At 68.7% G+C, this 13115-nt stretch carries 16 protein-coding genes; 6 read left to right on the top strand and 10 right to left on the bottom strand.

Features of this window, described 5'->3' with window-relative positions; genetic code table 11:
- Window positions 1-41: 41 nt before the first annotated feature.
- From V6S67_RS08195 to arfB, 3 genes are all read left to right on the top strand, one after another.
- A complete protein-coding gene (locus tag V6S67_RS08195; protein WP_334209778.1) occupies window positions 42-2699 on the top strand; it encodes a bifunctional lysylphosphatidylglycerol flippase/synthetase MprF in 2658 nt (885 codons plus the stop codon).
- Window positions 2696-3997, top strand: coding sequence for an alpha/beta hydrolase (locus V6S67_RS08190; RefSeq protein ID WP_334209777.1), 1302 nt, complete (start codon window positions 2696-2698; stop codon window positions 3995-3997). The genes V6S67_RS08195 and V6S67_RS08190 overlap by 4 nt, the downstream gene beginning before the upstream one ends.
- A 358-nt stretch (window positions 3998-4355) precedes the next feature.
- Entirely contained in the window at window positions 4356-4778 is a 423-nt protein-coding gene (arfB, locus tag V6S67_RS08185) for an alternative ribosome rescue aminoacyl-tRNA hydrolase ArfB (protein WP_334209776.1), read from the top strand.
- A 75-nt stretch (window positions 4779-4853) separates the two neighbouring features.
- On the opposite strand, the gene V6S67_RS08180 is transcribed toward arfB, so the two are convergent.
- Complete coding sequence (locus tag V6S67_RS08180; RefSeq protein WP_334209775.1) at window positions 4854-5072, bottom strand: hypothetical protein; 219 nt, start codon at window positions 5070-5072, stop codon at window positions 4854-4856.
- A gap of 143 nt (window positions 5073-5215) precedes the next feature.
- Here V6S67_RS08180 and V6S67_RS08175 point away from each other — a divergent pair, with 143 nt between their 5' ends.
- Together V6S67_RS08175 and V6S67_RS08170 are read left to right on the top strand one after the other, a co-directional pair.
- Window positions 5216-5395 (top strand): hypothetical protein, encoded by a 180-nt coding sequence (locus V6S67_RS08175; protein ID WP_334209774.1) that lies wholly within the window; start codon window positions 5216-5218, stop codon window positions 5393-5395.
- The gene (locus V6S67_RS08170; protein WP_334209773.1) at window positions 5395-5886 is read left to right on the top strand and encodes a hypothetical protein; all 492 of its coding nucleotides are present in this window, start codon (window positions 5395-5397) and stop codon (window positions 5884-5886) included. The genes V6S67_RS08175 and V6S67_RS08170 overlap by 1 nt, the downstream gene beginning before the upstream one ends.
- Window positions 5887-5915: 29 nt before the next feature.
- Here the strand turns inward: V6S67_RS08170 and V6S67_RS08165 are convergent, their stop codons facing one another.
- From V6S67_RS08165 to V6S67_RS08150, 4 genes are all read right to left on the bottom strand, one after another.
- Complete coding sequence (locus V6S67_RS08165; RefSeq protein ID WP_334209772.1) at window positions 5916-6299, bottom strand: response regulator transcription factor; 384 nt, start codon at window positions 6297-6299, stop codon at window positions 5916-5918.
- 50 nt (window positions 6300-6349) lie between these two features.
- Window positions 6350-6970: a hypothetical protein gene (locus tag V6S67_RS08160; protein WP_334209771.1), complete on the bottom strand. Its 621-nt coding sequence runs from the start codon at window positions 6968-6970 to the stop codon at window positions 6350-6352.
- Window positions 6971-7138: 168 nt separating this feature from the next.
- Window positions 7139-8161: a non-homologous end-joining DNA ligase gene (gene ligD, locus V6S67_RS08155; RefSeq protein ID WP_334209770.1), complete on the bottom strand. Its 1023-nt coding sequence runs from the start codon at window positions 8159-8161 to the stop codon at window positions 7139-7141.
- 194 nt (window positions 8162-8355) lie between these two features.
- Window positions 8356-8577: a hypothetical protein gene (locus V6S67_RS08150; RefSeq protein WP_334209769.1), complete on the bottom strand. Its 222-nt coding sequence runs from the start codon at window positions 8575-8577 to the stop codon at window positions 8356-8358.
- A 356-nt stretch (window positions 8578-8933) separates the two neighbouring features.
- On the opposite strand from V6S67_RS08150, the gene V6S67_RS08145 reads away from it, so the two are divergent.
- Entirely contained in the window at window positions 8934-9380 is a 447-nt protein-coding gene (locus tag V6S67_RS08145) for a hypothetical protein (RefSeq protein WP_334209768.1), read from the top strand.
- 1030 nt (window positions 9381-10410) lie between these two features.
- On the opposite strand, the gene V6S67_RS08140 is transcribed toward V6S67_RS08145, so the two are convergent.
- The 5 genes from V6S67_RS08140 to V6S67_RS08120 form a co-directional block, all read right to left on the bottom strand.
- Window positions 10411-11250: a trypsin-like peptidase domain-containing protein gene (locus tag V6S67_RS08140; RefSeq protein WP_334209767.1), complete on the bottom strand. Its 840-nt coding sequence runs from the start codon at window positions 11248-11250 to the stop codon at window positions 10411-10413.
- Between the two features lie 108 nt (window positions 11251-11358).
- Window positions 11359-11616, bottom strand: coding sequence for a DUF3263 domain-containing protein (locus V6S67_RS08135; protein ID WP_334209766.1), 258 nt, complete (start codon window positions 11614-11616; stop codon window positions 11359-11361).
- Window positions 11594-11995 (bottom strand): ImmA/IrrE family metallo-endopeptidase, encoded by a 402-nt coding sequence (locus tag V6S67_RS08130; RefSeq protein ID WP_334209765.1) that lies wholly within the window; start codon window positions 11993-11995, stop codon window positions 11594-11596. Before V6S67_RS08130 ends, V6S67_RS08135 begins: the two co-directional genes overlap by 23 nt.
- Before the next feature lie 84 nt (window positions 11996-12079).
- Complete coding sequence (locus V6S67_RS08125) at window positions 12080-12493, bottom strand: hypothetical protein (protein WP_334209764.1); 414 nt, start codon at window positions 12491-12493, stop codon at window positions 12080-12082.
- Window positions 12490-13107: a DUF433 domain-containing protein gene (locus V6S67_RS08120; protein WP_334209763.1), complete on the bottom strand. Its 618-nt coding sequence runs from the start codon at window positions 13105-13107 to the stop codon at window positions 12490-12492. Before V6S67_RS08120 ends, V6S67_RS08125 begins: the two co-directional genes overlap by 4 nt.
- Between the last annotated feature and the right edge of the window lie 8 nt (window positions 13108-13115).

Raw genomic sequence — 13115 nt, 5'->3', positions numbered from 1 at the left:
GCGCGGACCGACGGGGCCCGGGACGGGAAGCGAGGGAACGCATGAGCGAGGACCCGCAGGACGGCGCCACCCCGGCGGAAGCCGGTGCACCCGCGAAGTCACCGGACCGGCCTCCGGCTCCCCCGCCCGCGCAGCCCGGGCGGCTCGCGGTCCTGGCAGCCCGCTCCGCGAGCGCGCGTTCCCGGGTGGCGGTCCTGGGACGCCGTGCGCCCCTGGCCCTGTCCGTCCTCGCGGGTCTCTGGGTCCTCGCGCTGGGGACGGCGTCCCTGCCCGGGGGACCACCGGATGCGCTGGCGCCCTCCGTGGTGTTCGACCCTGCGACCGTGCCCCGGAACCCCCTCTCCCTGCTGCTGTCCCTCGCCTGGGCACCGGATCTGCCCGCCTATCTCGGGGCGAGTCTCGCCCTCCTGTGCCTCGGGATCCCGGCGGAGGCACGCCTCGGCTCACGCCGCTTCGGCGCCGCCGTCGTGGCGACGCACCTCGTCGCGCTGATCGGTGCGCTCCTGATCGGCGCCGCCGCCGCCCCGCTGTTCCCGCGCTGGGCAGCGGATTTCGGCACCACGGCCCTCGGCGGTCCCGCCATCGGGGTCCTCGGCGCGACGATGGCGGCGACCGCCGGCATGGGCCCGCTGTGGCGCCGGCGCCTGCGCATCGTGGGCGTCCTCCTCCCCCTCACCCTGGTCCTCTACAACGGCGCCCTGATGTCGGTCGCCCTGCTCGTCGCCGTCGTGGCCGGGCTCGCCGCCGGACCGCTGCTGCTGCGCCGCCCCGTGCGCCGGCCCGCCGCACCGTCGATCCGCGAGTCCCGCGTGCTCGTGGCACTGGTCTGCGCCGCCGCCGCGGTCGGTCCCGCGCTCGCGGCCCTCTCGCCCCACGCGACGGGGCCGTTCGCCGTCCTCGGCTTCCTCTTCACGGCCGTCGAGGGGGCGACGCCGGACGCCGTGCGGGCCGCGTGCGGGCCCGGCGGCGCGGTGCGGCAGTGTGCCGAGGCCCAGCTGCAGGCCCGCGCGGGCGTCGGCGGCGTGATCATGTCCTGCCTCCCGACGCTGCTGCTGCTCGTCCTCGCCGACGGGCTGCGGCGTGGGCGCCGTTCCGCGTGGGCGGGGACGATCGTGGTGCAGGTCGGCCTGGCCCTGCTGTCCGTCCACACCTTCCTCGCGTTCCTGCGCCACGGTGCCGACGGCGAGCTCGCCCCGCTGCTCAGCGGCGCGCGCCCCGAGCGGATCGTCGCGGACCTCGTGGTGCCGGCACTGCAGCCCGTCGCCATCGTGGTCCTCCTCGTGCTCGTGCGGCGGCTGTTCACCCTGCGCGCGGCACCGGGGACCTACCGGTCCGTCGGCGTGCGGGTGCTGGTCGCGCTGATCGTCGCGGCTGCCCTGTACGTGGGGATCGGCCTCGCCGTCGCGGACCAGTTCAGCCCGGCGGCCACCCTGCCGCTGCTGCTGGCCGATTTCCCCCAGCGGCTGCTGCCCATCGCCGTCACCCTGCGCATCTTCCCGGCCTTCCTGCCGTCGGACAGCGCCGCGATCATCCTCTACGAGTGGATCGGCATCGCGTTCTGGGCGGTGGTCGCCGTGCTGCTCCTGCGGTCCTTCCGTTCCGTGCGGCGCACCGGGGACGACGACGACCGCGAGCGCGCACGCGTCATCGCCACCGAGCACGGGCGGGGCTCGATGACGTGGATGGGCCTCTGGCCGGGCAACTCCTACTGGTTCGGCGGCGCGTCCTACATGCCGTACCGCGTGATCTCCGGCGTCGCCCTCACCCTGGCGGGGCCGGTCGGCCCGCCGGCGGAGACGGCGCGCGCCCTGCGGGGCTTCGCGGAGCACTGCCACGCGCAGGGCTGGACGCCGTGCTTCTACTCGGTGACCGCGCCCCTGGCCGACGCACTCGAGGCCGTCGGGTTCCGGCGCCTGCAGGTGGCGGAGGAGACGGTCCTGGACCTGGGCGACCTCGCCTTCACCGGGAAGAAGTTCCAGGACATCCGGACCGCCCTCAACCAGGCGCGCAAGACCGGCGTGCACAGCGAATGGGTGGACACCCGCAGGACCCCGCTGGTGATCCTCGACCAGATCCGCAGCATCTCCGAGGAGTGGGTGGCCGACAAGTCGCTCCCGGAGATGGGGTTCACCCTCGGCGGCATCGACGAGCTGCGCGACCCCGACGTGCGGTGCTCGGTCATCATCGACGACGAGCGCACCGTCCACGCCGTCGCGTCCTGGCTGCCGATCCACGAGGACGGCGAGGTGACCGGCTGGACGCTGGACTTCATGCGGCGCCGCGGGTCCGGCTTCAAGCACAGCATCGAGGTGCTCATCGCGCAGGCGGCGCTGGACCTCCAGAAGGAGGGGTACGCCGAGCTGAGCCTGTCCGGCGCCCCCCTGGCGACGGCGGGCAAGGACGCGGACACGGATCCGCTGAGCCGGGTGCTCGCGTTCATCGGCCGGGCCCTCGAACCCGTCTACGGGTTCCGGTCCCTCTTCGCCTTCAAGTCGAAGTTCGGCCCGCGGTACGTGCCCCTGTACCTCTGCTACGAGGACCCGGCCTCCCTGCCCGCGATCGGCCAGGCCATCACGCGGGCGTACGCCCCCGACGTCCGGGCGGCCGATGTCTGGAAACTCCTCACCGCGGCACCGCACCGCGCGAAAGGCCCGGAGCGCGCGTCGGCGGCGCGTCCCGCCGAGGGGAAGGCTCCGTGAACCCGCTCGACTGGGATCTCGTCGACGGACCCGCGCCGCTCGTGTTCGCCGTCCTTGCCGGCGCCGCGCTCCTGTGGCTCGCCTCCGGGCCGTGGAGGTACCTGGTCCGCTCGGTGGTGCCGTGCCTGCTGGTCGGGGCGGTCGGCGGCCTGGCCCTCTGGCTCGGGACCGAGGTGGTGCTGAATCTGTGGGGCGCGCCGCAGCCCTTCTGGTTCTACCTGCTCGGCGGGCTCGCGATCGCCGGTGGGGCGCTCGCCGTCCGCAGGTTCGCGGCCTTCCCCCGCTGGTGGCAGCGGTGCCTGACCGTCGTCGCGCCCGTCCTGATCATCACCGCCGTGGCGGGGAGCATCAACGCCTACTACGGCTCCTTCCCCACCCTGCGGGCGGCGACCGGCGACACCGACATCCCCGAGCTCGGCACGGTCGACGCGCCGAAGGCCCCGGGACCGCTCACCACCCTGGCGGACTGGTCCCCGCCGTCCGACATGCCCTCGACGGGGAAGGTGTACCGGACGACGATCCCGGGAACCGCGTCCGGCGTGGACGCGGGGCCCGCGTACGTCTACCTGCCCCCGGCCTACCTCGCCTCCTCCCCCGCGATCGTCCCCGTCCTGGTGCTGATCCACGGGGACCCGGGCGGGCCGCAGGACTGGATCACCGGCGGTCAGCTCCCCGCGGTCCTGGACGCCTACGCCGCCGCGCACAAGGGGCTGGCGCCGATCGCCGTCCTGCCCGATGCCGCCGCCAGTACGGGACCGACGCCGTCCCTGTGCCTGGACAGTAACTACGGCCGCGCCGGCACCTACCTCGCGGAGGATGTGCCGGCCTGGGTGGAGTCCACGCTCGGGGCCGGCTCCCATGCGGACACCGACCGGGCGATCGGTGGGTTCTCCTACGGCGGCACCTGCTCCTTGACCCTCGCCTTCGGGCACCCCGGCGTCTACCCGACGTTCCTCGACATCTCGGGCGAGGACCGACCGACCATCGACGCCGGGCAGGACGCCCTCATCAGCAACTACTTCTCCGGCGATGCGGCCGCCTTCGCCGCGCAGAACCCGCTCGACGTCGTCAGGACCAAGACCTTCCCCGGCACGGCGGGCATCGTGACCGTCGGCGCCGACGACAGCTTCTACCGGCCGCAGGGTGAGGAGGTGGCCGCCGCGCTCCAGAAGGCCGGCGTGGACGTCCAGCTGCAGACCGTGCCCGGCGGCCACACGTGGGAGGCCTGGAAGGCGGGGCTGCAGAACAACCTGGATTGGCTGATGCAGCGCTACGGTGTCCTGCCGGGAAGCGGCTAGGCCGGCACCAGTGGCATCCGTGCCGGCAACGGGCACGGACAGCACACCGACACCGGGCACCTGCGCGCGGTCGACGGAGCACAGGACCCGGCAGCGGTCCTCGCCTACAGCCTCCTCACCAACGCCGACCAGCGTCCCCTCGGCGCCGTGTCGCATGAGCACCTGGCCCGCCTCGCACAGCAGGACACCAAGTACCCAGCAGGGGCCGAGCTACTGCGCCGCTCTCGGCCGGGTCCCAGGTCCTCGGCCATGCGGTTGGCACAGCACACCTCCAGTCGAAGCTGCGCGGCGCGTCGAAACCTGGGCAAATCACCTTGGTGATGGATGTCTGCCCAGCGAGGTATGCCACGCTTGCTCTGTGGATCTCGAAGTGACGGCGGACCTGATGATTCCGGCATCCGAGTTGCAGTGGAAGTTCTCGAGGTCCTCGGGGCCTGGAGGACAGCACGTCAACACGTCTGACAGTCGAGTACAACTCACCTGGATGGCAGCGGAGTCCTCGGCGCTAAGCGATGAGCAACGGACGCGAATCGTCCACCGACTTCCCCGAAACAACGCGTCGGGATCGATCACGGTGACTGTGTCGGAGCAGCGGTCCCAGTTGCGCAACCGCGAAATCGCTCTCCAAGCGCTCCGCGACATCGTGGTCGCCGCACTTGCCCATCCGCCCGCGCCGCGCCGCGCGACCCGTCCCACGCGTGGCTCGGAGCGTCGCCGGGTCGCGAACAAGCAACAGCGATCCGCGATCAAGCGGCAACGCCGACGGCCCACCAACGAGTGACGCCCCGGAGTCGCTTCCGACCGCAGTCCACGGCGCTGACTCCACTGGAGAAGTGGCTCATCACGATGGGGAGCGTCATCGGAATTCGAAGAACACCAGTTCGATGAGTCCGGTGAGGGTGATCAGGCGACGGGCGTGGATCTCGGCGCGCATCTGCCGCTGCAGCGGGGCCGGCAGCCGTTCAAGCTCCCGCCCCAGCGGGCCGAGGTCGAGTGGGTTGCTCGCCCCGACGCCGGAGACGACCTGCACCACCTGCCCGTTGGTTTCCAGGACGACACCGGCACGAAGGCGCACGGGCACTTCCACCGGAACCTGGACCGCGATTGCAAGCCCTGCAGGGCTCCGGGCGCCCGGTTGCCCGGCTTCCGCGCCCTGCCTACCGTGGAGGAGGACGCCGGAACCGGCGCCCGACGATCGAGCACCCTCGGAACGGAATCATGGCTGACAAGAAGCTGAAGACCCTCGCCGCCCTCCTCGCCGCCGGTAGCCTCTTCCTCGGCGGCTGCGACCTCGGCAACCAGGACAGCGACAACTCCGGCACCGACACCGGGAACTACGACGACAACAACGGGATCGACACGGATCTCGGCGACGACGCCCGCGGGGAAGACGACTAGTGGCCGAGCGCTGGCCCGCCCTGGCGCGGGCAGCACTGCGCGGAGCGGCGGTCGGCCTCCTCGGCACGGCCGCCATGACCGCCGGCGAGCTCCTGGAGCAGCGCCTCACGCACCGCCCCGACTCGCACATCCCCGGGCGGACGCTGCGCACCCTGTTCGGCCGGCCCACCAGCAACACGGTGCTGTACCCGGTCTGGAACCATGCGATGCACTGGCTGACCGGCGCCACGCTCGGGGCGCTCAGGGGCGTCTGGTCCGTGACGGGCATCAGGGGGCCGTCCGCCACCGCGGCCCATGCGGTGGTGCGCCTCGCGTTCGACCAGACGCTCGAGAACGCGACGGGAGCAGGGGCCGCCCCGCGCCTGTGGCCCTTCGGCGAGAAGGCGGTGGACTATCTGCACAAGGGCGTCTACTCGCTGGTCACGGGTCTGGTGTCCGACGCCGTCATCGCGCCGGAGCTGGAGACCAGCGCGGGCGCGCACTCGCACTGATCGCGTCACCGACCGCCCCGGCCCGCGCGTCAGGCGTCGGCCGTCCTCGTGCCTTCCTGGATGTGCCGGCGCAGGTCGGCGGGCCGGAAGGGTTTGCGCATATAGCGGTCCGCTCCGGCATCGAGCCCGCGCTTCTCGTCCGACGGGTCCGCCCTCGCGGTCAGCATGACGATGAAGGTCGTGGAGAAGCGGCGGATCCTCTCTGCCACCTCGAAGCCGTCGATGTCCGGCAGCCCCACATCGAGCGTGACCACGTCCGGCATCAGGCGCCGGACCATCTCCACGCCGGCGAGCCCCGCCGGCGCCGTGTGGACACGGAACCCCGTTCCGGTCAGCACGGTGTGCAGCAGGTCGCGGACGTCATCGTCGTCCTCGATGACGACCGCGGTGCGGGAGTGCTCGGTGCTCGGCATGGGGCCAACTTTACTCCGGCGCATGCCGCCTCAGCGGCCGGGAAGGGAACCTAGGACTCGGGCCGGACGGTGGCCTCCACCGGCTCTCCCCCGCCCGTCGGCTGCACGGTCACCGTGCGCACGATGTCCGGCACCTCGGGGAACCCGCCGATCATGAGGAGCTCGCTGGTCTGACCCGGCAGGGCCCCTCCGCTGTACTGCTCGACGAGGCCTACGACGTCGGGCGAGGACTCCCCGCCGTTCGCCGCCGCGCCCCACTCCTCGATGACGGTGGACGCCGGGCGGAGCTCCAGGTCCTGGCCCTCCGGGGTGGACACCGTGACGGTCTCGAGGTCGAGCGTGGACCCGCCTTCCGGGTTCTGCACGGTGACGAGCGCGTAGGTCACCGGGTCCGCGCCGAGCTGGGTCCGCAGGCCCTCGACCTCCTCGGGCGCCTCGGCGGGCAGCACGATCTCCCCCTTCGCTGCGTCGAGGAGGAACGCGAAGGTACCGCTGTTGGCGTCGGCGAGGCCCTCGACCGAGGGGGCGTCCGACGGCGCCGCGGCCTGCTCCGTCGCGGTCTCGGCGGGGTTCGGGGTGGGGCCGGCGGGCTCGGGGCCGGTGGCGGGGTTACCGCCGCAGCCCGTCACGAGGAGCACCAGGACGGTGGCTGACAGCAGGCTCTTCTTCATGGCTCTCCCAGCGGCCGGGCACGGGGCCGGCGCGGAGTCAGGCCCGGCTCCTGCCGGGCGCGGCAACGGTCCTTCCTGTTCTACCAAAGCAGGACGGCGACCCGCAGGGCCGCCCGATCCGGGGCGGAGCGTTGACAGCGGGCAGGACAGCGGGCAGGACGGCTGGGATCAGGCGCGGTTCCGTGCTCGGCTCGGCTGCACCCTCATCGGCTCGCCGGGCATCTTCGGGAAGTCCGGCGGGAAGGGCAGCTCGCCGAGGCCGTTCTCCACGTCCCGGTCCCACCACGCATGCAGTACGTCGATGCTGCCTGGCTCGGCGTGGAGGTGCTCCCATGGGTCGCCGAGGCTGCGCAGCCGCTCCGGCACGGTGGCGATGGTGAGGGCTGCGGGGTCGACGCCGTCCAGTTCGTCCCAGCTGACGGGGCAGGACACGGGCGCGTGCGGCAGGGCCCGCGGGCTGTAGGCGCCGGCCATGGTGCGGTCGCGGTTGGCCTGGTTGTAGTCCACGAAGATGCGCGCTCCGCGCTCCTCCTTCCACCACGCCGTCGTCACGGCCTCCGGCATGCGGCGCTCGAGCTCCCGCGCCGCGGCGATGACGGCGCGGCGTACCTCGAGGAACTCGTGGACGGGTGCGATGGGCGCGAACACGTGCAGGCCGCGGTTGCCCGAGGTCTTCACGAAGCCCACCAGGCCGGCCTCGCCGAGTACCGCGCGGAGCTCGTGCGCGGCGGCGACGACGTCCGCGAAGGTGGTGCCTGGCTGCGGGTCGAGGTCGATCCGCAGTTCGTCGGGCAGATCGGGGGCGCCCGCGCGGGAGGCCCAGGGGTGGAAGACCACGGTGTTCATCTGGATCGCCCAGACGGCTGCGGCGGGTTCGTCCAGCACCAGCTGGGGGTGCGAGCGGCCGCTGGGGTAGGTGACCGTGACGCTGCGGACGTAGTCGGGCGCACCCTTGGGCGGGTTCTTGCTGAAGAAGTGCTCGCCGTCGACGTCGCCGCCGAAGCGCTGGAGCGAGACCGGCCGGTCGCCGTTGGCGGTCAGGAACGCCGGGGCGACGTCGAGGAGGTACCGGGCGAGGTCGAGCTTCGTCAGGCCGGCCTGGGGCCAGAGGACGCGGGACGGACTGGACAGGCGGACCGCCCGCGGTCCGTCCGGTGACTCGACGTCGAGGATCATCGCTTCGCTGGCCATGGGCCCAATGTACCCCGGCTGCGCGGAGCCGCAACGGGGCCGCCGGCACCGGCTCCGTCTCCGGTCGGCGGTACGGTGCCCGACGTTGGTAGAACGCGGTGGGGGTCATGCTGAACAGCTGCCCGATGTCGCTCTCCAGTCCGCCCTGGCGCCGGTAGCTCGCGCCGGCCATCGTCAAGATGTGCTGGTCGCGTTCAGTCAGTGGAGTCGAGGACATCGCGTTCCTTCGCGTCGAGGTGCATGAGCCGGTCCCAGCGGACCTCGGGCGTGACCCAGAGTTCCTCAGCCGGCTCCCAGAGGTTCTCCCTCGACCAGCAGCACGCGGCGGCAAGGTCCTCGAGCGGGATGAGCCGGCGCGCCGCGGTGACCCGCACCGCGAGCTCGATGCGCGGCAGCTGGTGGCCGCGGTGACCCATCCTGATGTGCTGGAGCTCGTGTGCCAGGGCTCAGCGCCGCTCGACCTGCAGGAGCCACTTGTCCATCAGGATGCAGCCGACACCGTTCGTGCGGGCATGGACGCCCTCAGCGAGCTCCACCCCATTCCACGGTGATGTGAAAGAGTGCACGCACTTCGCGCCAAGGATGTCGCACAGGTGCAGTGGGTCGAGCACTCGATGGCGCGTGAAGCGTGGTGACCCCGGATAGGATCACGCGCCGACGACTCGAGGAGCGCCTGCCGCACCCGGATCATCCTCGAGAACCTGCAATGCAGATCGGAGAGCCAACGCGGGCACATACTTCTTGGTATCGCCCAAAGAAAGAAGGGAAGCCGATGGAGCTCTCGCCGCACATCACCGCAGGGCTTCTCGTCGTGGCCACTCTCGTCGCGTCAGCTTGTTCGTCCCCGAACGCCCCCGGTGCCGCGACCTTCGGCGAACCACCTGAAGTGCGGATACTTCTTCTCTCTGACGAGAAACGCGACGGCACGTGGGGGCCCGAAGCGGGCTTCAGAGGGAAGCTTTCGCTGACTGAGGAGGGCTGCGTGGTTGGCGAAGGACCGGACGGGGAAGTGCTCAACCTTGAGTTCCCAGCCGGCACCGTCATCAGCGCAGATGACCCCAACGTGGTCGTTCTGGACTTCGTCGAATTGACAATCGACGAGAGCTACGCGTTTGGAGGTTCAGCAGGGACAGCCACAACAGATGAACATCAGGCGCTTCGGGAGCTCCCACCGTCGTGCCGCCAATCCGCGGTGTTCAGCATCTATACCGTCGCGTGAGACAGCCCCAACAACCATCATGGGTAGCCGCTGGTGGAGTCGGCAGCCCCCATGGATGGTAGGCGATCGTCTTCGAGCAGGGCTGTCGGAGACAGTGAACCTACTCAGCTCTGCGTGATACCGCACCCTAAGCCAGAAACCACCCATCCGCCGCCAACAGTTTGGGTCAGACCGACAGCCCAGTCACCACTGCGCACCGTCAACCCATCTACAACGTCCCAGCCACCGCTTGGAGCGCCGGAAGGTGCCATTGCAGAATCGGCCCACGCCTCGGCGGCCATCCCGAATGTTGGCTCCCCTGGGACACTCGTGTCAACGTCAGCAACATAGGCACCATGACAGGGCACGGCGCTGCTGCTCGGGGTTGTGTCCATGGAAGCCGGCGGAACCCCGCACGACGCCAGAGTGACGAGGATGAGCATCGACACTCCGATCGTCCCACCGTTGCTTTTCATGGCCGAATCATATGCCTGAAGAACAAGCCATGCCGAGAAGCACACGCAGCCCTCCGGTAGTGGGCGGATACATCCCTAGAGAGGGGTTTGCTCGGCAGCGCGTTTCCCCGGCACGGGCTGTCCCCGGGCTACCCGTACCGGATTGCGGTCTCCATGGAGCTCGCAAGGAGCACGTGCACGTTGCGGATCGTCTGTTTCGTGGGTCGGATGAGCTGGTCGGTGTGCTCGGTTATGACGGCGCCAACTGTAGGCGTCGTGGTGTTGTCTTGGACGATGGCGTGCGGCGCAAGGACTTCGATCCGCCTGTGCGGGTGCGTTCCGTGATGTTCGCCATGGCGGTAATCATGATGTGCTGTGCACCCGACGACGACTTCCGTGCACACGTCCCGGTGCCACCCGCCCTTGACTGGGCGTTGCAGGTGCCCGAAGTGGGACTCGAACCGGACAAGGGTGCAGCAGACAAAGGGGCACACCCGCAAAGTCGCGGGAACGCGGTCAGAAGGGGCGGGTAGCAGGGCCTCTGAAGGACACGGGTGTGGACACTGTCCACACCCTGCCTCGATAGCGATACACGCTCATTTTGATTGGAGGTGCGTGAGTTTCGCGTCTCGGATCAAGTCCAATACGCGCGTGATTGCGACGTAGTCGAAAACCACACCGAGATTGATCTCCTGCGCCAGTTTTGTATGAGGAGCATGGCGCACCTCAAGTGGTAGTTCCTTGTGACGCAACATCGTCGCGGCAATAACACCAACAAGGAGGAGTCTGGATCCTAGGATCATGCTGCCCTTCCCGTCGGAGTAGGTTCCTTGGTTGAGTATGAACACAGGCGAGCCGCTACTGCCTCCGAAGACACTTCCGTCGACCAGGAAAACGGGGCGCCCGCTGAAAGGCAGTGCAATGGGGGTGGCCGTGATCCCGCGACGGATAATCGGGGTGTAGTGCTGCTCGTCGTAATAACCGTTGGGATAACCGACGAAGGTGACCTCCTCAACCGCATCGAGCTTGGAGGCGACTTCGGCAGACGGAAGAATCTCCCGAGGCAGCGTCACGAAGAAAATCTCGTCTTCGATGGTATCCATGAGCGGGCCGAGTTCGAACGCTGCGACGTCGACCACTGGATCTGGGTGCTCGTAGGTAGGTATCTCGCCTGGCCCAAAGTCCACTTCAATCGCCGTACCCAGAGCAGGCCGGCTGCTGCCCTTCTCCTTGGGTATGAAGGTAACAGTCGTCTTTGTAGCCCCCGCAAGAACATGCTTGTTCGTCACGATGACGGGAAGCATGAAGTCGCCACCCTCTGTGGCGTGCGCTGCGTCGACGATGAAGCCCGTTCCGCTGCTCAACCCATTCGGAGTCTCAGTCACGATGCGAACGGTGTTGAACAGCAATTGTTTGCTGAAAGTGTTGGGGTCCACGAAGCGATACTTCCTTACCGTTGCTCGAGCGATGGACCGCCTGAGCAGGCGGGCCGAAGTGCGTCGCCAAGTCTACGCACGGGCGCCCGAGGTGATGCAGCAAAGCCTCTAGATCGGAACGCCCAGGCGACGAGCCCGAGGCCGGTCCTGACTCCTCCGCTGCGCTCGCAGCCGCTGTACAAGCATCGGGTTCCATGCCAGCGCGGCTGCAGTGTCGAGCAGCTGGTTCACTCGTTGGTAGAACGCGGTGGGGGTCATGCTGAACAGCTGCCCGATGTCGCTCTCCAGTCCGCCCTGGCGCCGGTAGCTCGCGCCGGCCATGGTCGGGATGTGCTGGTCGCGTTCAGTCAGTGGAGTTGAGGACATCGCGTTCCTTCGCGTCGAGGTGCATGAGTCGGTCCCACAGGACCTCCGGGGTGACCCAGAGTTCCTCAGCCATCTCCCAGAGGTTTTCCCTCGACCAGCAGCACGCAGCCACGAGGTCCTCGAGCGGGATGAGCCGGCGCGCCACGATGACCCGCACCATGAGCTCGACGCGCGGCAGCTGGTGGCCGCGGTGACCCATCCTGATGTGCTGGAGCTCGTGCGCCAAGGCGCAGCGCCGCTCAACCTGCAGGAGCCACTTGTCCATCAGGATCCGGTCGACACCGTTCGTACGGGCGTGCACGCCCTCCGGGAGTTCCACCCATTCCACGGTGATGTGCGACAGTGCGCGCAGTTCGCGCCAGGGGTGGATTGAGACCATGCCCCCAAGCTAGAAAGCACCGGTGACGTTATTAGTTGCAGAGGCGAACTACATTGGTGTAATTCACCCGCGCTTGCACCGAGGTCAGAGCGGACGATGCGTGAGCACTTGGCTCCGCTCGCGTCCTCGGCCCTTGAGTCTGATCCGCTGCGGTACCTGTTCCTCCTGGTGAATGTCGAGGAGGTGTGGCAGAGCTGCCACCAGCGTGGCAGTGGTCGCGCCTAGTCCGTGCATGCCGAAGACGTTCACCTTCACGAGGCTGACCCAGTGCATGCCGGATCGCTGCAGGGCGGCTAGCTCCTCAAGATTCACCATCTGACGGCGATCGTCTGTGATCAGTACGTCGAATCCTCGGCGCGCGACCTCTGGAATCAGGTCCTCGTCGTCATATCCCGAGAGCTGTTCATGATGGGCGTGGGAGAACTCGGTGGCAGGGGATAGCGCCTGAAGGATGTCCACGAGCTGAGTGTGGAGATTCTCATCGATGAAGCACCTCAAGCGGTCGCTCCGATCGATCGAACCTCGGCGTCGAAATCGACAGCGTCGGCGACGTCCTCTGCCCGGACGGAAGGGTAGTAGTAGGGGACTTCGGACGGAAGGATCGAGCCGTCCTTCACCATCATTGAAACCGTGTCGTAAGGAACGCGGGTGCCCGCAATGGTTGGCCACCCTCCAATGCGACGCTCGCGAACCTCAAGATGGGGCCGCGGTCGAAGGAAGTCGACCACTTGTCGCCCTTGCATGTTAGTGAACGGCTCGAAGATGTCGGTGAGTCCGGCGACCACGCGTTGACCGGGTCGGAGTACGAGATCGAGCGCCTCATCTTCTTCGACCAGATAGACGGAGCTGCCGTCAGTGACAAGCGAGTACTTGGATGGGTGATCGGTCAGGCTGAGTTCGGACAGGCTGCTGAAGGCTCTGCGGATCTTTTGCAGCGAGATGTCCCGACGCAAGCTCACTACGGTTCGGAGTGCCATCACATCCCGGAACGAATAGAGCGCGCGCGGGGCGCTTGCGTGCTCTGGGATGAGGAGACGAGTCCTTCTCCAGTTGCTGAGTTGCGAGACGCTAGCGCCGCTGAGCGTTGCCGTCAGGTCGACTGGGAATGCCATTGTCGTTC

Origin of the sequence: Arthrobacter sp. Soc17.1.1.1, assembly GCF_036867195.1 — a bacterium.
In the GTDB taxonomy this organism is placed as follows: Bacteria; Actinomycetota; Actinomycetes; order Actinomycetales; family Micrococcaceae; genus Arthrobacter_D.
The sequence above is the reverse complement of the archived record's forward strand: the minus strand, read 5'-3'. Positions and strand labels throughout refer to the sequence as shown.